21 protein-coding genes and 1 tRNA gene are annotated in these 20,642 nt (G+C 64.7%); 11 read left to right on the forward strand and 11 right to left on the reverse strand.

Features of this window, described 5'->3' with window-relative positions; translation table 11 throughout:
• Nucleotides 1–193: 193 nt before the first annotated feature.
• Both BLR57_RS02735 and BLR57_RS02740 read left to right on the forward strand, forming a co-directional pair.
• A complete protein-coding gene (locus BLR57_RS02735) occupies nt 194–2,539 on the forward strand; it encodes a S8 family serine peptidase (protein WP_089693898.1) in 2,346 nt (781 codons plus the stop codon).
• A gap of 61 nt (nt 2,540–2,600) precedes the next feature.
• The gene (locus tag BLR57_RS02740; protein WP_089693900.1) at nt 2,601–3,350 is read left to right on the forward strand and encodes a DUF1028 domain-containing protein; all 750 of its coding nucleotides are present in this window, start codon (nt 2,601–2,603) and stop codon (nt 3,348–3,350) included.
• 6 nt (nt 3,351–3,356) lie between these two features.
• Here the strand turns inward: BLR57_RS02740 and BLR57_RS02745 are convergent, their stop codons facing one another.
• Nucleotides 3,357–3,836 (reverse strand): RNA-binding protein, encoded by a 480-nt coding sequence (locus BLR57_RS02745; RefSeq protein ID WP_089693902.1) that lies wholly within the window; start codon nt 3,834–3,836, stop codon nt 3,357–3,359.
• A 186-nt stretch (nt 3,837–4,022) separates the two neighbouring features.
• Between BLR57_RS02745 and BLR57_RS02750 the strand changes: the two genes are divergently transcribed.
• The 6 genes from BLR57_RS02750 to BLR57_RS02775 all read left to right on the forward strand — a co-directional run bounded on the left by BLR57_RS02750 (nt 4,023) and on the right by BLR57_RS02775 (nt 8,857).
• Nucleotides 4,023–4,331: a DUF7562 family protein gene (locus BLR57_RS02750; protein WP_089693904.1), complete on the forward strand. Its 309-nt coding sequence runs from the start codon at nt 4,023–4,025 to the stop codon at nt 4,329–4,331.
• 39 nt (nt 4,332–4,370) lie between these two features.
• Nucleotides 4,371–5,231: a GIDE domain-containing protein gene (locus tag BLR57_RS02755; protein ID WP_089693906.1), complete on the forward strand. Its 861-nt coding sequence runs from the start codon at nt 4,371–4,373 to the stop codon at nt 5,229–5,231.
• Between the two features lie 45 nt (nt 5,232–5,276).
• The gene (locus BLR57_RS02760; RefSeq protein WP_089693909.1) at nt 5,277–6,596 is read left to right on the forward strand and encodes an RNB domain-containing ribonuclease; all 1,320 of its coding nucleotides are present in this window, start codon (nt 5,277–5,279) and stop codon (nt 6,594–6,596) included.
• A 97-nt stretch (nt 6,597–6,693) separates the two neighbouring features.
• The gene (locus BLR57_RS02765; RefSeq protein WP_089693911.1) at nt 6,694–8,046 is read left to right on the forward strand and encodes a serpin family protein; all 1,353 of its coding nucleotides are present in this window, start codon (nt 6,694–6,696) and stop codon (nt 8,044–8,046) included.
• Between the two features lie 47 nt (nt 8,047–8,093).
• Nucleotides 8,094–8,564 (forward strand): YbaK/EbsC family protein, encoded by a 471-nt coding sequence (locus BLR57_RS02770; protein WP_089693913.1) that lies wholly within the window; start codon nt 8,094–8,096, stop codon nt 8,562–8,564.
• 71 nt (nt 8,565–8,635) lie between these two features.
• Nucleotides 8,636–8,857, forward strand: a complete 222-nt coding sequence (locus BLR57_RS02775; protein WP_089693915.1) for a hypothetical protein — start codon at nt 8,636–8,638, stop codon at nt 8,855–8,857.
• Between the two features lie 182 nt (nt 8,858–9,039).
• On the opposite strand, the gene BLR57_RS02780 is transcribed toward BLR57_RS02775, so the two are convergent.
• From BLR57_RS02780 to BLR57_RS02800, 5 genes are all read right to left on the reverse strand, one after another.
• Complete coding sequence (locus tag BLR57_RS02780) at nt 9,040–10,422, reverse strand: phospholipase D-like domain-containing protein (RefSeq protein WP_089693917.1); 1,383 nt, start codon at nt 10,420–10,422, stop codon at nt 9,040–9,042.
• 465 nt (nt 10,423–10,887) lie between these two features.
• A tRNA-Ala gene (locus tag BLR57_RS02785) sits at nt 10,888–10,959 on the reverse strand.
• A 104-nt stretch (nt 10,960–11,063) separates the two neighbouring features.
• On the reverse strand, nt 11,064–11,375 hold the full coding sequence (rpsJ, locus tag BLR57_RS02790; protein ID WP_394327568.1) for a 30S ribosomal protein S10: 312 nt from the start codon (nt 11,373–11,375) through the stop codon (nt 11,064–11,066).
• Nucleotides 11,372–12,640: a translation elongation factor EF-1 subunit alpha gene (gene tuf / locus BLR57_RS02795; protein ID WP_089693921.1), complete on the reverse strand. Its 1,269-nt coding sequence runs from the start codon at nt 12,638–12,640 to the stop codon at nt 11,372–11,374. The genes rpsJ and tuf overlap by 4 nt, the downstream gene beginning before the upstream one ends.
• A 214-nt stretch (nt 12,641–12,854) precedes the next feature.
• Entirely contained in the window at nt 12,855–13,442 is a 588-nt protein-coding gene (locus BLR57_RS02800) for a riboflavin synthase (RefSeq protein WP_089693923.1), read from the reverse strand.
• A 96-nt stretch (nt 13,443–13,538) separates the two neighbouring features.
• Here BLR57_RS02800 and BLR57_RS02805 point away from each other — a divergent pair, with 96 nt between their 5' ends.
• On the forward strand, nt 13,539–14,177 hold the full coding sequence (locus tag BLR57_RS02805) for a DUF502 domain-containing protein (protein WP_089693925.1): 639 nt from the start codon (nt 13,539–13,541) through the stop codon (nt 14,175–14,177).
• Nucleotides 14,178–14,231: 54 nt separating this feature from the next.
• Here the strand turns inward: BLR57_RS02805 and BLR57_RS02810 are convergent, their stop codons facing one another.
• Complete coding sequence (locus BLR57_RS02810; protein WP_089693927.1) at nt 14,232–16,100, reverse strand: SLC13 family permease; 1,869 nt, start codon at nt 16,098–16,100, stop codon at nt 14,232–14,234.
• Nucleotides 16,101–16,220: 120 nt separating this feature from the next.
• On the opposite strand from BLR57_RS02810, the gene BLR57_RS02815 reads away from it, so the two are divergent.
• Complete coding sequence (locus tag BLR57_RS02815) at nt 16,221–16,502, forward strand: DUF7533 family protein (protein WP_170830540.1); 282 nt, start codon at nt 16,221–16,223, stop codon at nt 16,500–16,502.
• A 5-nt stretch (nt 16,503–16,507) separates the two neighbouring features.
• On the opposite strand, the gene BLR57_RS02820 is transcribed toward BLR57_RS02815, so the two are convergent.
• From BLR57_RS02820 to BLR57_RS02830, 4 genes are all read right to left on the reverse strand, one after another.
• Nucleotides 16,508–17,623: a M24 family metallopeptidase gene (locus BLR57_RS02820; RefSeq protein WP_089693929.1), complete on the reverse strand. Its 1,116-nt coding sequence runs from the start codon at nt 17,621–17,623 to the stop codon at nt 16,508–16,510.
• 7 nt (nt 17,624–17,630) lie between these two features.
• Nucleotides 17,631–19,472, reverse strand: a complete 1,842-nt coding sequence (locus BLR57_RS02825) for a UvrD-helicase domain-containing protein (RefSeq protein ID WP_089693930.1) — start codon at nt 19,470–19,472, stop codon at nt 17,631–17,633.
• Between the two features lie 97 nt (nt 19,473–19,569).
• On the reverse strand, nt 19,570–19,728 hold the full coding sequence (locus BLR57_RS19210) for a DUF7563 family protein (RefSeq protein WP_170830541.1): 159 nt from the start codon (nt 19,726–19,728) through the stop codon (nt 19,570–19,572).
• An 80-nt stretch (nt 19,729–19,808) separates the two neighbouring features.
• Nucleotides 19,809–19,991, reverse strand: coding sequence for an HVO_0416 family zinc finger protein (locus tag BLR57_RS02830; RefSeq protein ID WP_089693932.1), 183 nt, complete (start codon nt 19,989–19,991; stop codon nt 19,809–19,811).
• A gap of 138 nt (nt 19,992–20,129) precedes the next feature.
• Here BLR57_RS02830 and BLR57_RS02835 point away from each other — a divergent pair, with 138 nt between their 5' ends.
• Complete coding sequence (locus tag BLR57_RS02835) at nt 20,130–20,576, forward strand: pyridoxamine 5'-phosphate oxidase family protein (protein ID WP_089693934.1); 447 nt, start codon at nt 20,130–20,132, stop codon at nt 20,574–20,576.
• Nucleotides 20,577–20,642 lie beyond the last annotated feature (66 nt).

Below are 20,642 nucleotides of genomic sequence, written 5' to 3' on the forward strand. Positions count from 1 at the left end.
CCGCCGACGCACGGAACGTATCGGTACGATGATGGCATCGTTCGTGTCTGTTTACGAACTCGCGACAGGCGGCCGATGTCACTCGAAAACGACAGAACAGAGCTAGCAGCTGGTAATTCTGGAAAAAACGACTTTTTACAACGAGATACGGTAAACTAAAAAAGACCGTCTCGATACACCAGAGTGTAGGGCTATGACACACCACCAGCTTTCGAGGAGATCTCTCCTCTCCGGGCTTTCACTGGGCACCGTCGGGCTGCTCGCGTCGGGGTCGGCCGCCGCGCGCAGGACCGGCCGGTTCATCGTCGGCACGCGGTCGGCCGCCGCCGAGCGAGCCGCCAAATCACGGGCAAACGCCGTCCACCGCGAACTGGACTTCGCCGAACACGGCCGGGCAGTCGTCGTCGAGTTGCCCGAGCAGGCCGTCGAGGCCATCTCGCAGCGCGCTGACGTCGACTACGTCGAGCGCGACGGCGTCGCACAGGCCGTCGACACGGTCCCGTGGGGCGTCGACCGCATCGACGCCGACGCCGCACAGGCAGCGGGCAACTCGGGCGCGGGCGCACACGTCGTTATCCTCGACACGGGCATCGACGCGGACCATCCGGACCTCGTCGGCAACTTCGGCGAGGGCTACAACTTCGTCGCCAACTCGGCCGACTGGAACGACGACAACGGCCACGGGACACACTGCGCTGGCACGGCCAGCGCGCCGGACAACGGCGAGGGCGTCGTCGGCGTCAGCACCGACGCGGCGCTCCACGCCGCGAAGGTCCTCGACTCGGGCGGCTGGGGCTACTACTCCGACATGGCTGCCGCGCTGGAGTGGGTCGCCAACAAGGCTCAGAGCGAGTGGGGCAGTGCCGTCGCCAGCATGAGTCTCGGCGGCAGTTCCTCCTCGTCGACGCTCGCCAACGCCTGTCAGTACGCTTACGACCGGGACGTCCTCGTCGTCGCCGCCGCGGGCAACGACGGCGCGAGCGAGGCGCTCTATCCGGCCCAGTACGACTCGGTCGTCGCCGTCAGTGCGACGAACTCCGCGGACGATCTCGCGTACTTTTCGAACACCGGGCCGTCTATCGAACTCGCGGCACCGGGGGTCTCCATCACCTCGACCACCTACGACGGCGGCTACGGCGCGAAGTCGGGCACGTCGATGGCAGCACCACACGTCTCCGGCGCGGCCGCCCAACTGCTCGCTGCGGGCTACTCCAACACCGACGCCCGCCAGCGACTCCGCGACACCGCCGAAGATATCGGTCTCTCCAGCGAGGCGCAGGGCTACGGGCTCGTCGACGTCGAGGCCGCGCTCGCAGATTCGGGTGGCAGCGACCCCGACCCGTCCGTCGCCGTCTCGACCGGCAGCGCGACGGACGTGACCGAGACGACCGCAGTTCTCAACGGGACGCTCTCGGACCTCGGTGGGGCGTCTTCGGCCGACGTCCAGTTCGAGTACGGGCCGATCGGCGGAAGTCTCACGAACACGACGGCCATCCAGACCCTGTCCTCGGTCGGGTCGTTCAGTGCCTCCGTCTCCGGTCTCGACGCCGGCACGAGCTACGAGTTCCGGGCGGTCGCCGACGCCAGCGACGGCGACAGCGACACGGGGAGTCTCGCCTCGTTCAGCACGACGAGTGCCGACACGACTGTCGTCGTCGCCACCGACGGCGCGACGAACGTCGGCACGTCGTCGGCGACGTTCAACGGAACGCTCTCGGACCTCGGTGGCGCGGCCTCCGCGGACGTGCAGTTCGAGTACGGACCCGCGGGCGGCGACCTGTCGAACACGACGGCTGTCCAGACGCTCGACGCGACCGGCTCCGTCAGCGAGTCCGTCTCGGGTCTCGACTCGGGCACGGACTACGAGTTCCGCGCCGTCGCAACCGCGAGTGACGGCGACACCGACGCAGGCACCACAGACGCCTTCACCACGCAGACGGCGGACACCTCCGTCGTCGTCGCGACGGATGGAGAATCGTCGGTCGGCACGTCGTCGGCGACGCTGAACGGGACGCTCTCGGACCTCGGTGGCGCGGCCTCCGCCGATGTCCAGTTCGAGTACGGCCCGCTCGGTGGCAGTCTCTCGAACACGACGGCCGTCCAGACCCTGTCGTCGACCGGCTCGTTCAGTGCCTCCGTTTCGGGTCTCGACTCGGGCAGTGACTACGAGTTCCGGGCGGTCGCCACCGCGAGTGACGGCGACACCGACGCGGGGTCCCGAGACGCCTTCACCACCGACGCCGACAGCGGCGGCGACACCGCACCGAGCGTCGACCGGTTTAGCGTCTCCGACAAGAGCAACCCGAAGTGGGCGCGCAAGCGCGTCTCGTGGTCCGTCTCCGACGCCGACGGCGACCTCGCGCAGGTCGAAGTCGCACTGGTCGACGGCAGCGGTCGCGCCGTCGCCAGCGAGACGACGAGCGTGAGCGGGTCGTCGGCCTCGGGCCGCAGCGACGTCCGCACGAAGGGCTCGGGCAGTTACAGCGTCACGCTCACCGTGACCGACGCCGCGGGCAACAGCACGTCGCAGACGCAGTAAGCGCCAATCGAGGACAGTCGAGAGTCCGGGCTTTTTCTCCTCGGTACGCCTGGCTCCGAGCATGACCTTCAGCATCTGCGTTCGCGAGGAGTACACCGTCAGCGGCGACGGTGAGGACGGCGTCGAGGGCGTCGAGGGCGTCGACAGCGACGACGACAGCGAGAACGAACACGTCCGCTTCGGCGTCGCCGTCACCACCCGTCTGCCCGGTGTGGGAGCGATCTGTCCCTACGCCAGCGAACACGGAGCCATCGCCACCCAGAGCTTCACCAACCCTGAGTTGGGCCGGAAGGGGCTGGAGTATCTCGCTGACGGACTCGCCGTCGACGACGCGCTGCGGGGGCTCCTGAACGCCGACGACGAGCGCGAGAAACGGCAGGTCCACGGCGTCTCTCGGGACGCGATTTTCGCCTTCTCCGGCGACGAATGTCACGACTGGTACGGCCACCACGAGGGCGACGCTGTCACTGTCGCGGGCAACCTCCTCGCGGGTGAGGCCGTCGTCGACGCGACCGTCCGATCCTACGAGAAGAGCGACCGCGACGAACCGCTGGCGAAGCGGCTCATCGACGCGCTGGCGGCGGGCGACGCAGAGGGTGGCGACGCCCGCGAGGACCTCCCGGTCCAGAGTGCCGCGCTCGTCGTCGCCTCGACCGAAGAGCAGGAGTTCGAGCCGTACTACAACGACCTGCGGGTCGACGCGACGGAGACACCGATGCGGGACCTGCGGGAGACGTTCCACGAGGCCGAGCGCGGCTACGAGTTGGCACTGGAGAAGTACGGCGTGGCGGACGATATGGACGAAGAATAGAAGAACTCAGACGCTGAACTCGTAGAGTTCGTCGCCGACGTGGTGGACCGACTCGACGACCTTTCCGGAGTCGCCGACCATGTCGCTGCCCTCGACCAGCGCGCGGCCGATGGCGAGTACTTTACCGTGGGTCTCCTCCTGGATGGCGACGAGGTCGTCGGGTTCGATGTCGGCGTCGGCCTCGACGATGCCCGGCCGCATCACGTCCGCGCCGTTGGAGACGAAGGAGATGGCACCGGCGTCGACGGTGACGACGCCCTTCGACGGCGGATGTTCGTTGGCACCGCGGACGGTGAGGAACGGTTCGTCGTCGACGTAGAGCACGAGTGGTTCGCCGTCGACGAGGACGACGTCGAACTCCGAGTCGGCGAGTTCGACCAGTTCGTAGCTGTCGCCGTCGAGGTCGACACCGAGGTTCGCCGACATCGCGTCCTCGATGGCCGCGACGTCGTCGCTGCGCAGGTGGTGGCGGGATTTGACCTTCATACTCCCCAGATACGTCGCGCTGTGGATAAATCGCCCGTTCCGTCTCGGGGGCGTCTCGGGAGCATCTCGGGGTCGTCTCGGGGTCGTCTCGGGTGCCATCGCCCTTGTCCTCCTCGCCGCAGTGGCCGTCGTACGGCCGTTTGACGGGTGATAAACGCTAAGTGACCGGCGGACTTCCTCATCTCTATGTGGCGCTCCCGGACGAACCGGGGCCGGAAGACGGTCGTCTGCATCGCCTGCGGCTCCTCGCTCCCCCGCTCCGAGGCCCGCGAGTACGACAAAGAGGGCAACCGGTGGGAACGACACGGCAAGGAGTTCGAACATCTCTGTAAGGCGTGTTACCGCGACCTCTGCCACCAGCCCCGAGCCGGTCTCGAAAGCCTGCTCGCAGACATCGAAGAACACGGTCTCTCTCAGGAGGAGTTCCTCCGTCGCTATCTCGGCGAGGTCGCAGAACGCTTCGACCAGCCCGAACAGGACGACCACGACCGGTAACAACGCTGACCTTTTCTCGGTGGCCGGACCACACCAGCTATGCAGTTCGCCCCTCCGACGCTCGTGATTCCCACGCTCCCGCCCACACAGCTCGTCCCGTTTCTCGGCGTCGGCACGTTCGTCGCCCTCGCGTTCGTCCTCATCGGCGGCTACATCGCCACCAGAGGACTCGGTTCCGTTCGGGTCGCTCTCCGACTCCTCCGCACGCCGACGGTTCCCGTCCGCGAGTTGATGGAGGGGACCGACCGACAGATGACGCTCTCGGGAACGGCGCGGCCGACGGGGGAAGACGAGCCACTCGCCGGTCCCTTTTCCGGCCGCCCCGCGTTCGTCGTCGGCTACGAGGTGAAAGAGGAGCGTTCCAGCTACAACGCCTCGACGAAGACCAGCCAGCGGACGTGGGAGACGGTCGATTCGGGCTGGGCTGGCGTCCCCTTCGTCCTCGAAGACGAGACGGGGCGCGTCCGCGTCGACCCGGCGACGGCCACTTTCGAGGTCAGTCTCGACGAGTCGACCCGCGTCGCCGGCGGCCGAAGCCCCCCGGACCGCATCCGGACGTTCATCGAGGTCAACGAGCGCGTCGACGACGAGAGCCACGGCTTCGACGTCGGTCCCCTTCGCTTCCCGACGGGTCGCGACCGCAAGTACGTCGAATACCGCATCGAAGCCGGTGACGCGGTGTCGGTCCTCGGCACGCCCCGTCGCGCTCGCGGCGACGTCGGCGAGGTGAACGCCGTCGTCGACGGTGGCGACCCGTTCGTCGTCGTCGACGGCAGTCCGCGGTCGGCCACGTGGCGGCTCGCGCTCGGTTCGCTCGTGCCGCTCCTCGTCGGGGGCGTCTTCGCCGCCATCGGGCTGGTCTGGCTCGTCGGCGGTTTTCTGCCGTTTCTGCTGCCCTGACCGGACCCCGACACGCCTAACTACCTCTCTGTTGTTGTCGAAACTATGTCGAACGAAGAGACGGACGAAGACGACCAGGCCTACGCCGGGACGGCGGAGGGGCAGGGTCCCGTCAAGATCACAGAAGAGATCGACCGCCACTTGGCGAACAAACGCGAGGAGCTGTTCGAGGAGTTCGAGATCCGCGACAAGTTCCCGTCGGCCGTCCTCCAAGAGGCCGAAGAGCGCACCGAGGGCGTCCACCAGGAGATTCAGGACGAACTGGACCACCGCCAGGACCTTCGGGACCTGACGACGTGGACGACCGACCCCGTCGACGCCCAGGACTTCGACGACGCCATCAGCATCGCCGAAGAGGAGGAACATTACCGGCTGTGGGTCCACATCGCCGACGTGACCCACTACGTCCACCCCGGCTCGGAGATGTGGGCCGAGGCGGTCCAGCGCGGCAACACGGTCTATCTCCCCGGCTACACTATCCATATGCTGCCGCCCGCGCTCGCCGAGACGGTCTGTTCTCTCGTCCCCAACGAGGACCGACTGGCGCACACGGTGGAGATGGCGATCAAGAAGGACACCCTCTCGTTCGAGAACATCGAGATCTACAAGTCCGTCATCCACTCGAACGAACGGCTCACCTACACGCAGTGTGAGAACCGGCTCGACGACCCCGACGCCCCGCTGCACGAGGAGAACAGCCTCGTCTACGACCTCGCCGACCAGCTCCACGAACAGCGCAAGGAGGACGGCTCGCTCGTGCTCAACCCGAGCCGCGACCGCGCACACACCATCATCGAGGAGTGTATGCTGAAGGCGAACAAGGCCGTCACGCACGAGCTGATGTGGAACCGCGGCGTCGAGGCGATGTACCGCGTCCACCCCCAGCCGACGCCCGACCAGTGGGACAAAGCCCTCAAAGAGATCGCCGAACTCGACGGCATCAACATGTCCGGGGCGGCGTGGGACGACCCCCGGAAGGCGGTCAACCAAGCCCTCGAAAGCGCGAGCGGCAAGAACCTCAACAAGGTCCAGCGGTCGGTGCTGCGGGTGATGCCCCGAGCGAAGTACATGAACGACCCCTTCGGCGGCCACTACGCGCTCAACTTCGACATCTACGGCCACTTCACCTCGCCCATCCGGCGGCTGTCGGACCTCATCAACCACTGGATCGTCCACGAGAACGACGTGCCGGAGGATCTCATCGCGCTCTGTGACCGCGCCTCCGACAAGCAGAAGGACGCCGAGACGGCCGAACGGCTCTACAAGCAGTTCATGGAGGAGATCGGTCTCAACCCCTACGACGTCAACAACCGCGGCGTCGAAGTCGTCGACGACGACGAGATCGACGACGACATCGAATACTGAACGGAGTCCGTCGGGGCTGCCCCGGCGTCTCTCGGTCACTCAAAGCCCTCTTTGTGTCTACAGAAGGCGTTTACCCCGTTCGCCCGCAGAGAGAGCTATGTCCCCCGACAGACGCGACTTTCTCGCCCTCTCGACCGCGCTGGCCACCAGCGGTCTCCTCGGTGGCTGTCTCGGCTCACCCCTCGGCAACGACACGGTCCCAGTCGACACCGTCGAGAGCGACAGCACACCGGTCAGGCCCGCCGACGTCGACGCCGACACCCTCGAGACGCTCGTCGCCGACGCCACCGACTTCGCGTTCGATCTCCACGGGTCGCTCGTCGACGCGGACCCGAACACCAACCGGTTCATCTCGCCCTACAGCGTCTCCGTCGCGCTGGCGATGACCTACGCCGGCGCACGCGGCGAGACCCGCGAGCAGATGGGTCAGACGCTCCGCTTCTCGCTGCCACGAGAAGAACTACACCCGGCGTTCCACACGCTTCGAGGACGTGTGAACGGGAGTGACGACGCAGCGGACGACGGCTCGGACACTGACGACGACGAGCCTCGTCCCTTCAGGCTGGCCGGTGCCAACGCGCTCTGGGGGCAGGCGGACTATCCGTGGCGTGACCCGTTCCTCGCGACGCTCGAAGGGAACTACGGAGCGGGACTGCACGCCGTCGACTTCGTGTCGGAACCCGAGGGTGCTCGTCAGACCATCAACGGCTGGGTCGCCGACCGGACCGAGGAGAAGATTCCGGAGCTCTTGCCCGAGGGGTCGATTCACGACATGACGCGGCTCGTGCTCACCAACGCCATCTACTTCAAAGCGAACTGGCAGCACGAGTTCGAGAAGGAGAAGACCGAACCACGCGAGTTCACCGCACTCGGCGGGTCGACTGCCGAGGTGCCGACGATGGAGGTGACCGAAGATTTCCAGTACGCGAAGACCGATGGCCACCAACTCGTCGAACTCCCCTACGTCGGCCACGAGGTGAGCATGGTCGTCGTGCTCCCGAAGGAGGGGACGTTCGAGGAGTTCGAGGGGAGCCTCGACGCCGAACGGCTGTCGACCCTCCTTGACAAACTGGACGAACGCGAGGGGACGCTCCGGTTGCCGAAGTTCAGTTTCTCGTCGGCGATGAGCCTGAAGCAGACGCTGTCGGACCTCGGGATGCCCGTCGCCTTCGACCCGAACGCCGCGGACTTCTCGGGCATGGCCGACGCCGAGGAGCCACTGTTCATCGGCGACGTGATTCACGAAGCCTTCGTCGGCGTCGACGAGAAGGGGACGGAAGCTGCGGCAGCGACGGCGGTGACGGTGGAGACGACGTCCGCGGAAGTGGACCCACCCGAACCGTTCGAGATGACCGTCGACCGGCCGTTCCTCTTCGCCATTCGCCACCGGGAGACAGATGCGATTCTGTTCCTCGGCCGGGTCGTCGACGCCGCCGCGGCAGCGGAATAATCGCCGCCCGGCGTAGCTTTTTCTCGGCCGCGTGGGTTGAGCCGACCATGCATCCCAGTGCCGAGCAGTTCGTCGCCGACGCCCGCGCAAACTACGACTTCGAGCCGACCGTCGAGGAGTTCCCCGAGGGGACGAAGACCGCCGCCGACGCGGCCGAGGCCGTCGGCTGCGACGTCGCCCAGATCGCCAGCAGTATCGTCCTCGTCGCCGACAGCGAGGTGGTAGTGTCGGTCACCTCGGGCGCGAACCGCGTCTCGATGGCGAAGGTGGCCGAGCTTGTCGGGGCCGAGTCGGCGCGGATGGCCGAGGCCGACGAGGTGAAGCGGGCGACCGGCTGGTCTATCGGCGGCGTTCCGCCGATCTGTCACGCGACGTCGGTGCCGGTGTTCGTCGACGAGACGCTCTTGGAGTTCGAGACGGTGTGGGCCGCGGCGGGGACGCCGACGGCGGTGTTTCGGGTCGAGTCCGAGGAACTTGTTGAGTTGAGTGGCGGGGAGGTCGCGGACGTGGCGGAGTAGACCCGCTCCGCAGTGCCGCTCGACGTCAGCGCGGCCACAGTCTTATGAATCTGTCTGGTAATTGGACCGATATGCTGAGCGAACTTCACGCGGATACCTCGGGAGCAACGTCCGTCGTCGGAACTGTTCTGATGATCGCACTCGTCGCGATACTCGGCGCGGTCATCCTGACGGCGGCCGGTCTGCTGGTCTCCGGCCGAGTCAACCTCGCCGAACAACTGACCGACCAAATCCTCAGCTTTGCGGGACCCACCTGGTCTGTAGTCGGTTCGGTGGTTCTGGAAGTCGGATAATCTCTCTCGCTCGTGGTTCTGGGCCTCGTTTCCAACGAGTGGACTCTATGGATAGGTGAGACCCGACGAACAGCCATCGTGGACACGAATCGAAAGTAGTCCAGTTCCTTCTACAATTTGAGGGCTCAATTCTGCGTGGTTCTGTCCGACTTTAGCGTGTTCTCGGCCTCCTCAAAATAGAACTATTGCTGTCCTCTATGGTCTGCTTCCTCCCACATATTGTCGAATAGTTCAATAGCTGAGCCAACAGCCTCCGAATCTCGTGTGAACACACCTGCGTTAAATTCTTCATGAAGCTGTTCCCGAGTGAGATCTGCCGACGATACAAGCAATGCTTCGTTGTCTGAGATTACAAACCGCGTGTGTATCAAGTCATCTTCCTTCACATTACCCTCACTTCGTCTGTTTAGCTCGTTCATTGCAGCCACTTTGAGTTTTGAACGTGATCCAGACGTCTTTCCGGTATTGGTGAGAATTCGCACTTCAAGCGAATCTTCATGTATCTTATCGATGATTTCTTCATATAACATATCAATTCTCAGTGTAGAAATTCGGAGAATCTCGTCAGTTTCTGAGATCAATTTTCCGGCATAGTTCAGAATATCCGTGTTCCTTTCTTCATGCCGAGTGGAAGGGACCGTGGTGACAAACTTCGGTTTTGATTTATCATATTCACGTGTCTTTTTCTCCAGCATGGCCTCGACCTCCATCGCGGGTATCTTTGGACCATATCCGGCGTAAATTAGTGCAGTCGTCACTACCCCTGTTAGATGCAAATTGGTAGTACGGTGACTGCCGTTGGACTCTGATATTTCTTCAGGTGCTTTACCCCAGTATCCCTCATCAGATTGCTCGCTGATGAGCTTTTCAGCTAATCGGTTTGTTGTCTCAGAATAGTCTCCTGGTGAGCTAACTAATGCCATCAGGTAGTAACCCAGCGTTGGATAGTATATGTCACTCTTCTCATCGAGGAGCTGATTAATAGATTCTGCAATCCAGTCTGTGATATCTTCCAACTCTTGGCGATACGTATCAGGAGATACTTCAGAAACCGCGATTACTCCGATAGCAGCGTTAGCAAGCTCATGGCTATAAATCCGCTCCCGGTCCCTGGGGAACATGGATACGAAGTGTTTGATAGCCTTTCTGACCGAGTTCGCAGAACTATCATGTTGCACCAAAAACCAGATTGGTCCAGATGGATTATAGTCCCCCAGCGAAAAGTCACCCTTCGACATTTGGACTGATTTGAGGCGTTGGCTAAAGTAATTCAGATTGGGCGATTGATCTATATCCGGACTCCAAGCATCCTCCAGATACTTGTTTGCTAATTTCGCCAGAAATGGGAGTCGGTCTGAAAATTCAGAAGGAAGAATATCGAGACGTTCGGACACATGGTATCTTTCCAAGAATTTCTTGGCCTCATCTGAGCCAACTCGGTCAAGAGCGTAAAACGCGGCCGAATTGTATACCGAATAGTCTTCCTCAGAATTGATATGGTCTTCCAAATATCGTAGAGCTTTCTCAACCTCTGAAGAGCATGTGCAGAGAAGGTCTTCGTCCATGTGAGATATGAATACGTTATTCCGACATATAGCTGATGACAAGACAATAGAGTATCAAAACACCTCGTCAATCGGCACCTTGTGCTGCTTCCCTTTCTCGTGACCCGACTCGTGCCAGCCACCGCGTTCGTTCACTAACCGAAGCACCGTCGAGGGACGTATCCGCCGCATATCGACCGGCTGCCGATCCCTGTCGAACAGCACGAACACGATTCACGCCGTCCCGCGAGCGTCGGCGGCGACGAGCGGTCGAAGTTCCTCAAAGAGCCGCAACCAGCCGGCGGTCGGCACGAACTTTGAGGGGTTCCAGCCACCACTGCTCAGGGAATGATGCAAGCACGCTCACCGCGAGCGAAGCGAGCGGGCCGACGACTGAACGGAGCGAAGCGAAGTGAAGGAGGAGTGCTTTTGGCCGAGCTTTTGCCGAGGCTCACCGAAGGTGAGCCGCAGCGCAAAAGGTCGTAGTGGACTCGTCGGGATTTGAACCCGAGGCCTCTTCCTTGCGAAGGAAGCGATCTACCACTGATCTACGAGCCCGCACATAGACGCAGTCGGGTCGTCTACTTAGTCGCTTCTGTTCAACGCTTCCAAAGAGGAAGCGGAAATCGGCGGCGCAAACGCCTTAGCGCCGGTCCCCTGGGTCAGTCTTCGAGAACGATCTCGATGCTGACGTCGTTGGGCACCTGGATGCGCATGAGCTGGCGCAGCGCGCGTTCGTCAGCGTCGATGTCGATCAGACGCTTGTGGACGCGCATCTCCCAGTGCTCCCACGTTGCCGTCCCTTCACCGTCGGGCGACTTGCGGGCCGGGACTTCGAGCGTCTTCGTCGGCAGCGGAATCGGACCGCTGAGCGCGACGCCCGTCTTCTCCGCGATGTCGCGGACGTCATCGCAGATGTCGTCGAGGTCTTCCGGGCTGGTCCCGGCGAGCCGGACTCGAGCTTGCTGCATTATCGCTCGTTGACTTCGAGGACCTTGCCGGCCGCGATGGTCTGACCCATGTCACGGACAGCGAAGGAGCCGAGCTCCGGGATCTCGCCGGACGGCTCGATGCTGAGCGGCTTCTGCGGTCGGACCGTCACGACAGCGGCGTCGCCGGACTTGATGAAGTCCGGGTTCTCTTCGGCGACCTCGCCCGACTTGGGGTCGAGCTTCTGGTCGATCGACTCGATGGTACACGCGACCTGCGCCGTGTGGGCGTGGAAGACCGGCGTGTAGCCAGCGGTGATGACCGAGGGGTGCTGCATGACGACGAGCTGCGCCTTGAAGGTCTCGGCGACCTTCGGCGGGTCGTCGGCCGGGCCACAGACGTCGCCACGGCGGATGTCGTCCTTGCCGATGCCGCGGACGTTGAACCCGACGTTGTCACCGGGCTCGGCGCGCGGGACTTCCTCGTGGTGCATCTCGACCGTCTTGACCTCGCCGCCGACGTCCGACGGCTGGAAGGAGACGTTCGCGCCGGTTTCGAGGACACCGGTCTCGACACGGCCGACCGGGACCGTACCGATGCCGGAGATGGTGTAGACGTCCTGGATGGGCAGACGCAGCGGTGCGTCCGTCGGCGGCTCGACCTCGGGCAGGTCGTTGAGTGCCTCGACCAGGTTCGGGCCGTCGTACCACGGCGTGTTCTCGGAGTCTTCGGCGATGTTGTCGCCCTCGAACGCCGAGATCGGGATGAACGTCGCGTCGTCGGACTTGAAGCGGACCTGCTTCAGGAGGTTGGAGACCTGCTCCTTGACCTCCTTGTAGGTGTCTTCGGAGTAGTCGACGACGTCCATCTTGTTGACGCCGATGATGAGCTCGTTGATACCCAGCGTACGGGCCAGGAAGACGTGCTCACGGGTCTGGGGCGCGACACCGTCGTCGGCGGCGACGACGAGAACCGCGTTGTCTGCCTGCGAGGCACCCGTGATCATGTTCTTCACGAAGTCACGGTGGCCGGGGCAGTCGACGATAGTGAAGTAGTATTTGTCGGTGTCGAACTGCTGGTGGGCGATGTCGATGGTGACACCACGCTCACGCTCTTCGGCGAGGTTGTCCATGACGTAGGCGAACTCGAAGCCACCCTTGCCCTTCTCCTCGGCTTCCTCGCGGTGCTGCTCGATGACGTGCTCGGGGACGGACCCTGTCTCGAACAGGAGTCGGCCCACGAGCGTACTCTTTCCGTGGTCAACGTGGCCGATGATGGCCAGGTTCTGGTGCGGTTTGTCTTCGCTCATGGTTGAGTTCACGCGCTAAGGCGCTTCGTGGGCCTTCTTTCGGAGGATTCCCCTAAAACCATTTCGATACGCCAGTCGAAGCACCCCGACGCCGTCGTGCGGTTATTGGGATTATGTGCCATGCGGTGATGGGGCATACACCTAATCTGACCTCTGCTGACGGGCAGAAAAAATCGCGGCGAGAATCCGCGCGGGCGACGTGGCCGAGACGCGCTCAGCGGTAGCCGTCGAGCATACTTTCGACGTACTTCGCCACCACGTCGACTTCCAGATGGACCGCGTCGCCGACGGCCTTCTCCGAGAGCGCGGTCAGCTCGTACGTCGTCGGGATGATCGCCACGGTGAACGCGTCCTCGCGCTTGTCGGCGACGGTCAGACTGATGCCGTCGAGCGTCACCGATCCCTTGTCGACGACGTACTGGCCGTACGCCTCGGGCAGTGAGAACTCGAAGAACCAGTCCTCGCCGACCTGTTCGATCTCGCTGACTTCGACGGTCGTGTCGACGTGGCCCTGCACGATGTGGCCGTCGAACCGCCCCTCGGCCTTGAGCGCGCGTTCGAGGTTGACCGCGTCGCCGACGCCGACCTCGCCGAGATAGGTCTTCTCGACCGTCTCCGCCGCGAGAAACACTTCGAACCAGTCGTCGCCGTACTCCTCGACGGTGAGACAGACGCCGCTGACGCTGATCGACTGGCCGTGGTGGAGGTCGTCGAACGTGGTACGGAGTCGGAGGCGACGGCCGCCGTCGGTGTCGGTCACGTCGACGATCTCGCCGGTCTCCTCGACGATGCCTGTGAACATACCTCCGCTTGCAGTCGGCCGCTCAAAGCCGTTGTGTCTCTCAATTCTGAACCAGCGACGGGCCAGTGTTTTCTACCCGGCGGCCCCAACGACGGTATGAGCCTCTTCACCCGCGTCCGCACCAGTTTCATCGCCGGTCTCTTGCTCGTCACCCCGCTCGCGGTGACGGTGTTCGTCCTGCAGTTCGTCTTCACCCGACTGACGGGCATCCTCAATCCGGTCGTCCAGGCGACCGAGCTGACCGCGTACACGGCCAACATCGAGATCGTCGCCCAACTCTTGGCGGCCGTGCTCATCGCGCTCGTCATCACGACACTCGGCTTCATCGCCTCGTGGAGTCTCGGCCAACGACTCTTCGGGGGGCTGGAACGCGCGGTCGGTCTCGTCCCGGTCGTCCGGACGGTCTACTTCGGCGTCCGGCAGGTCTCCGAGTCGCTGACGAAGCGCGACGACCGCTTCGAGAGCGTCGTCCTCGTCGAATACCCCCGCAAGGGCGTCTACCGTATCGGCTTCGTCACCAGCGACGGTCCCCGCAGCGTCGACGCCGCCGCGGGCACGGAGACGGTCGCGGTCTTCCTCCCGCACAGCCCGAACCCGACCGCTGGCGCGCTCGTCTTGGTCTCGCCCGACCAGCTCTACGAGGTGGATATGTCCGTTAGCCGCGGGCTGCGGCTCATCGTCACGACCGGCCTGACCGTCGAAGAGGAGGAGCTGCCGGTCGGCGTCGTGCAGTAGCCGAGCCTCGTCGCCGACGGGCGGCAACGACGACCCTGCGTGGTGGCTCTCCGCCTATACGGGCGGCGTCAGTCCCCAGAAGAACCAGATGCCGACCGTCGTCACGACCGTCAAGAGGAGTTGCAGCGGCGCGCCCACGCGCACGTAGTCGGTGAAGCGGTAGCCGCCGGGACCGTAGACCATCAGGTTCGTCTGGTAGCCGACGGGCGTCATGAACGCCGTACTGGCCGCGAACGTCACCCCCAGCACGAACGCGAAGGCGTTGGCGTCGATGCGGGCGGCAGTGTCGACGGCGATGGGAAGTAAGAGAACGACGCTCGCGACGGGCGTGATGACGTTCGCGAGCAGCCCCGTCAGGAGATAGAAGAGCGCGAGCACGACGAGGACGGGCAGGTTCTCCGCGCCGCCGACGACGACCTGTGCCAGCAACGCCGCCCCGCCGGTCTCCTGCATCGCGAGACCCAGCGGGATGACGCCCGCGAGCAGGAAGACCACGTTCCAGTTGACCGCGTCGTAGGCGTCGCTCGGCGAGAGCACGCCCGTCGCGACCATGGCGACGACCCCGCCGAGTGCCGCGATGACGATGGGGACGAGACCGGCGGCCGCGAGTGCGATGACGCCGAAGACGATGGCCAGCGCGGGCACCGTCGTCGGACTCAACCCCCGTTCGCGCTCGCGCTGGAGCAGCTCTTCGGCCATCTCGCTCGTGACGAGGAAGTCGTCGTTCTCCCCGAGATAGTCGGCGGTCTCATCGGTCGTCTGAACGAGCAGCGCGTCACCCTCCGCCAGTTCGAGTCCGCCCAACCCCTCCCGGACGAGGTCGCCACCCGCCCGCCGGACGGCGAGTACCGTCGCGTCGTACCGTTCGCGTAACCGGGTGCCGCTGATCGTCTCGCCGACCAGCGACGACCGCGAGGGGACGACGAGTTCGACGAGCGTCGCCCGCTCGGGGTTGTCGAGTTCGGCGTCCGTCACGCTCGCCCGCGGCAGGATACGGAGGTCGGCGAGGTCGCAGAACTGCTGGATGGTCTCGGGGCTGCCCCGCACGGTGAGGATGTCGCGGCCCTCGATGGTCCGGTCGCCCTCGGTCGCGATGAAGTGTTGGTCGCCGCGAACCACGTCGAGGATGTCGACATCGAGGTCGCGGTGGGCATCCTCGATGACGTCGTTCGCGACGGTCCCGACGAGCGGCGACCGTTGGGTGACGAGCACGCGGGCGAGGAAGGGTTCGACCTCGAAGCGGGCCGTCCGGTCGCCCGGCGGAATCCGCGCCGGGGTGAGCAGTCGGCCGACCGTGAGGAGATAGATTCCGCCGACGACGAGGACGACCGCGCCGAGTTTGGTGAACTCGAACATCGAGAAGCCGTGCAGGCCGAGTCCGGGATTCTCCCGGCCGAGTTGGACGGCCAGGTCGCTGGCGACGAGGTTCGTCGCCGTCCCGATGAGCGTCAGCGTCCCGCCGAGCATCGAGGCGTACGAGAGCGGCAGGAGGAGTTTCGACGGCGAGATGCCGGCGTCGTCGGCGAGGTCGGTCACCATCGGGATGAAGACCGCGACGACCGGCGTGTTGTTGATGACGCCCGCGATGGGACCGGTTAGCCCGACGACGGCCGTGAGCAGCCGCGACTCGCTGCCCCGCGTCACACGGGCGACCTCGACCCCGAGTCGCCGGACGATACCGGTCTCCTGGATGCCCTGTGAGAGCACGTACATCGCGAGAATCGTCACGGTCGCGGCGTTCGAGAAGCCCGAGAGTCCCTCCTCGGGGCTGATTCCGGTCCACGGACCGAGCACGACGAGCGCGACGATGATTCCGATAGCGACGATGTCGGGGGGCAAGAGTTCGGAGACGAAGAGGGCCACCGTGACGAGGATGAGCGCGAAGACGAGAACCGTCCCAGTCGGGAGCCCGAAGACGACCATACCGCCCAGAGAACACGCGACGGCTTAGTGATTCGTGTGCATCACGTGTGTCGACTCCGCCGACCGATGTCGGCTGGCCGACTCGCGGGGCTTAAATCCCGAAGCCGAGTAGCCCTGCCCATGCGAGCGACGATGGGTCTCATGGACATGGTCGGCTTGGCGGCTTCGCTCGTCTTCGCCATTCCGGTCGGTATCTTCGGCATCAACCGTCTCATCGAGGGCCAACATCTCCTCGGCGGCGGCCTCGTCGTGGTCGCCGTCTTGATGGTTCTTCTCCCGCAACGGCTGACGACCCCGATGGACATCCCGGGCAAGCTCGCGGAGAAAGCGGTCGGCAAGACGGTGAAGATGCCGGACGAAGACGACGAGCAGAAAGAGACCCGCGAGACGAACGACGACTGACCCGCTCAGGGCGACAGCGACGTCGACGCGTCGACGAGCAGTTCACAGCCTTCCTCGGTGACGACCGCGAGATCCGCGAGCGCGACGCGTCCCTTCTCGTCGACGGCACACGGTTTGACCGCGACGACGGTCCCCACTGCAGCCTCGTCGGCCAGCGACGGCTCCTCCCGCCGCGACAGGCCGACCCCGTGGACGCGGTCGCCCTCCGGCGCGCCGAGACCGAAGGAGCCAGCCTCGGCGACGGTCTCGGAGTGGACCCACCGGAGCGCGGCACCCGGTTCGAGTTCGCCCAGCGCGACCCGGCGTGCGGCCTCGACGCCGACGTGCGCCCGGCGTTCCCAGCCGCCGTCGCTGTCGACGACGACCGTCCGGGTGAGCAGGCCGTAGTAGCCGTCGGCTCCCCGCGGTTCGACCGTCACCACGATAGGGTCACTCGCCGGGAGTCCGCCGGCCTCGCCCCCGTTGGCGACCCGTATCCGCGTCCCGCTCACGTCGACGACGCCCTCCGCCACGAGCGTCGCGTTCACCTGTCGGCGGAGCCGTTCGGCCGACAGCGGGGCGTCTTTCCAGTGGAGGACGCCGTCCTCGACGGTCGCCGCCGAGAGTATCGTGCGCGCTCGCTGCATCCCTCGGACAGCGGCACGTTGGACGGCTCGGAGCCGGTCGCGCTCCCAGTCAGACTTGACAGCCCGCGCCTCGCCGACGACGGGCGTCGATTCGAGACCGTAGCCCGCCTGTTCGAGGTAGACTGCCGCGTCGTGTGGGAGATGCCGCGGAACGAGGACGGTGGCGTCGTCCGCGCGTCCGTCGAGGCGGTCGGTGAGGCAGTCGACGACGCGGCTTCCCATCGGGTCGCTCGCCTGCGACTCCTCGATACGGCCAGAGAACGCCGCGGCTGCGTCGTCGTCCGTGTCGAGTTCCGGCGGCGCGAGGAGCGTCGCCTCGCCGTCGGCGTAGACGAAGCCGTACTCGTGTGGCGTCTCGGACAGGCGCGTCAGATAGCGCAGGTCGGCGTCCGTCGCGTCGCCGACGTGGACGAACGCGTCGGCGTCGGCCGCGTCGAGCGCGGCGGCCAGCCGGTCGACGCGTGCGCCGTCGTCGGGGTCCGGTTCGGGAGCCATCGGCCGCTCAGGGTTCGGGTTCGGGGGCGACCGGCTCCTGGGCCTCCTCCAGCATCTCGTCGAGCGGCGTGTCGCGGAGTTCGTTGTGCAGCAGGACGCTGACGGGGAGCGTCGGCGCGCCGTCGACGAGGTTCTCCAGCAGGACGAGCCGTTCGCGGGCACGCGACATCCCGACGTAGAAGACACGGCGTTCGTTGTCGGTCAGGATGGGGACCGGGCTGGTGGACTTCGTGAACTCCTCGACGCCGTCGACGTCCTCGTCCTCGACGGTAGCCGCCATCTGCTCGACGACCTTCTCGGTCAGGTCGGTGGCGACGAAGACGTGGTCGGCCTCGCGACCCTTCGCGGAGTGGATGGTGCCGAGGCGGACGCGACTCGGGTCCATGTTCTTGTAGTCGCCCGCGAAGTAGGCCTTGATCGTCTTGCGCTGGAAGCTCGTGACCTTCCGCACCATGTCGGAGGCGGAGTCACTGTCCGGCGCGAACGGCGCGAAGTTCTTGATCTCGTCGGGGGTGAGTTCGATCTCGGTCAGGTCGTCGACGTCGGCCTCCTCCTCGTATTCGTCGATGAGGTCGTAGAGGTCGTCGCGCTCGTTCGTTCCGAACGCCGAGTCCTGCAGCATATCGGCGAGCCGTCGGGCCTGCAGCCCGTCGACGTTCTCGCCGCGCTCCATCCGCTCGACGGCGCGGACGTACTGGGTCAGCCGGTCGGTCCACATCCGCTGGTCGGTCAGCGTCTTGAACGGGATGCCCTCGCCGATGAACTCGTCCATGAACTGGAACATCTGGTACCGTGCCCGGAACAGGACCATGATGCTCCCGTCGGTCTGCTGGACGGTGTAGCGGACGTTGCGCACGAGGTCGAGCATCGACGGGCTGTTGACGCCCTCGACGGTCCCGCCCTCCTTGCGCGGCTTGAGGTCCTTCTCCTGTCGCTTCGTGATGTGCCGAATCTCGCGGTTGACGACGTTGAGGACGTTCGACGGCAGTCGGTAGGAGTTCGGGAGGACGACGTCCTCGTCGCGCTCGGCCTCGAGCAGGAGCGCGGGGTCCGCACCCTGCCACGCGTAGACGACCTGGTCGTCGTCGCCGGCGATGAGGACGCCCTTCATGTGGGGCTTCCACTCCTCGTAGACGTCGTACTGCAGGGAGGTGATGTCCTGGAACTCGTCGATGACGAGGTAGTCGACGTTCGGCAAGAGAGACCGCTGCTTCACGCGGACGAGCATGTCGGCGAAGCCGACGAGGTCGTTCTCGCCCTTGTAGGCGCGCCAGCCGCGGATGGCCTCGGGGATGTCGACGCGCTCGTCCGAACTCGGCCACGTCGGCGTGTACTTGTTGCCCTCCTGGGCGTTGGGGTCGATCTCGGGGGGGAGTCGCACCTCTTCGACGTCCCACTGGAAGGGGACGTCGTACCAATCGGCGACGTCGCGGCGGGTCCGCTGGAGCCACTGGCTCGTGGCGATGATCTTGTTGCCGAGCGTCGTCGACCGCGAGGTCCGGCGGCCGCCGCCGTACTCGTCTTCGAACTCCAGCCCGAAGTCCTCACAGAACTCCTTCTTGTGTTTCTCGCCGACGACGTCGCCGCGCGAGAGGTTGAGCAGTTCGTAGGCCTTCGCGTGCATGGTGCAGACGTTGCCCTGGAGTGCTCGCGGGGAGACGTCGAGCCGTTCGGCCAGCCGTTCGCGGATCTCTGCGGCCGCCGCCCGAGTGTAGGAGACGACGAGGATGTCGCGGAAGTCGGTGTCGTCATCCTCGAGGATCTCCTCGACGCGGTCGAGCAGCGCGGTCGTTTTCCCGCTCCCCGGGCCACCGAACAGCCGGGTGATGTGGGAGTCCGAATCGCTCATTGTCCACGCTCACGCCCCGCCGCTTGATAAACAGCATGGCTTGCGCTCGGGGGGAGAACGTGAAAGAAAAACCGAAGGTTGGAGGGCGATACAGCGACTACGTGCGTCTGGTCGAACGTGCCTCGCGGACCGACCCACCGTCGCGGATCATGTCCTCACAGCGAGGACAGACGCGTGGGTTCTCGAGCCCGCCGGGGGCGAAGACGCGGACGTAGTCCGTCGTGACGAAGGAACCGCAGTTCTCACACTCGGGCATATTTCTTCCAGTAGAAGTTGGGAAATTATCACACATAATTCTACCGGAACGTTCGACAGAAATCGGTCGTCCGTGCGGCCTTACGCCTCCGGGTGCCACCCACAGACCGAGCACTCTGTGGCGGCGTCGTCGTGGATTCCGCCACAGTCGGGACACTGTTTCTTGTTATACGACTGGTCCCATCGTTGCGGTGTCGTCACGTGACCGCGGTCTGAGAGGAACTCGTCGAACAGCTCGTCCGTGTCGGTCGGTGCTGAGGCCATACACGACATGGTATGGCATACCACTACTTCAATCTGATGGGTCGACAGGCCGAACAGTCTGATTCGCCGATACCCGACGGCTCGGCCGACCTAGACAGCCATTACCGATGACGGCCTCTGTCCAGTGGGGGAGCGACCATGCGCGACACCGAGTACACCTACACCACCGGGATGGACGACGACGAACTGGCACGACGGCTCCGAACGGACGTCACGGGCGTTCTCTCGCTCGTCGACGGCGACGAGGCGGTCGGCTTTCCGGTCGCTCACTACTACGACGGCGAGACGCTGTATCTGCGGCTCTGTGAACGGCCGGGCAGCGACAAGTCCCGGCTCGTCGGCGCGACACGACGGGCGAGTTTCGTCCTCACGGGCGGCGACGACGAGACGGCCTGGAGTGTCGTCGTCCGTGGCCCGCTGGCCGCCGTCGACGGAGACGAGTTCGACGACGCGACGCTCAACCGCTGGTTCGCGCCCGTCCGCCTGTTCGACGAGGCCGTCGAGGACGTCCGGCCCGTCGTCTACCGGCTGACGGTCGACGATATCGGCGGCCGACGGGTGTGCGGCCCGGTTAGCGTTGCGTAGGGGAGAAATGAAGAGAAGAGAAAAGGGGTTCGCAGCGACGGTTCGTGACCCTCGTGATCCGTCGGC

The sequence above is a fragment of the Halogranum gelatinilyticum genome, from assembly GCF_900103715.1.
GTDB lineage: Archaea > Halobacteriota > Halobacteria > Halobacteriales > Haloferacaceae > Halogranum > Halogranum gelatinilyticum.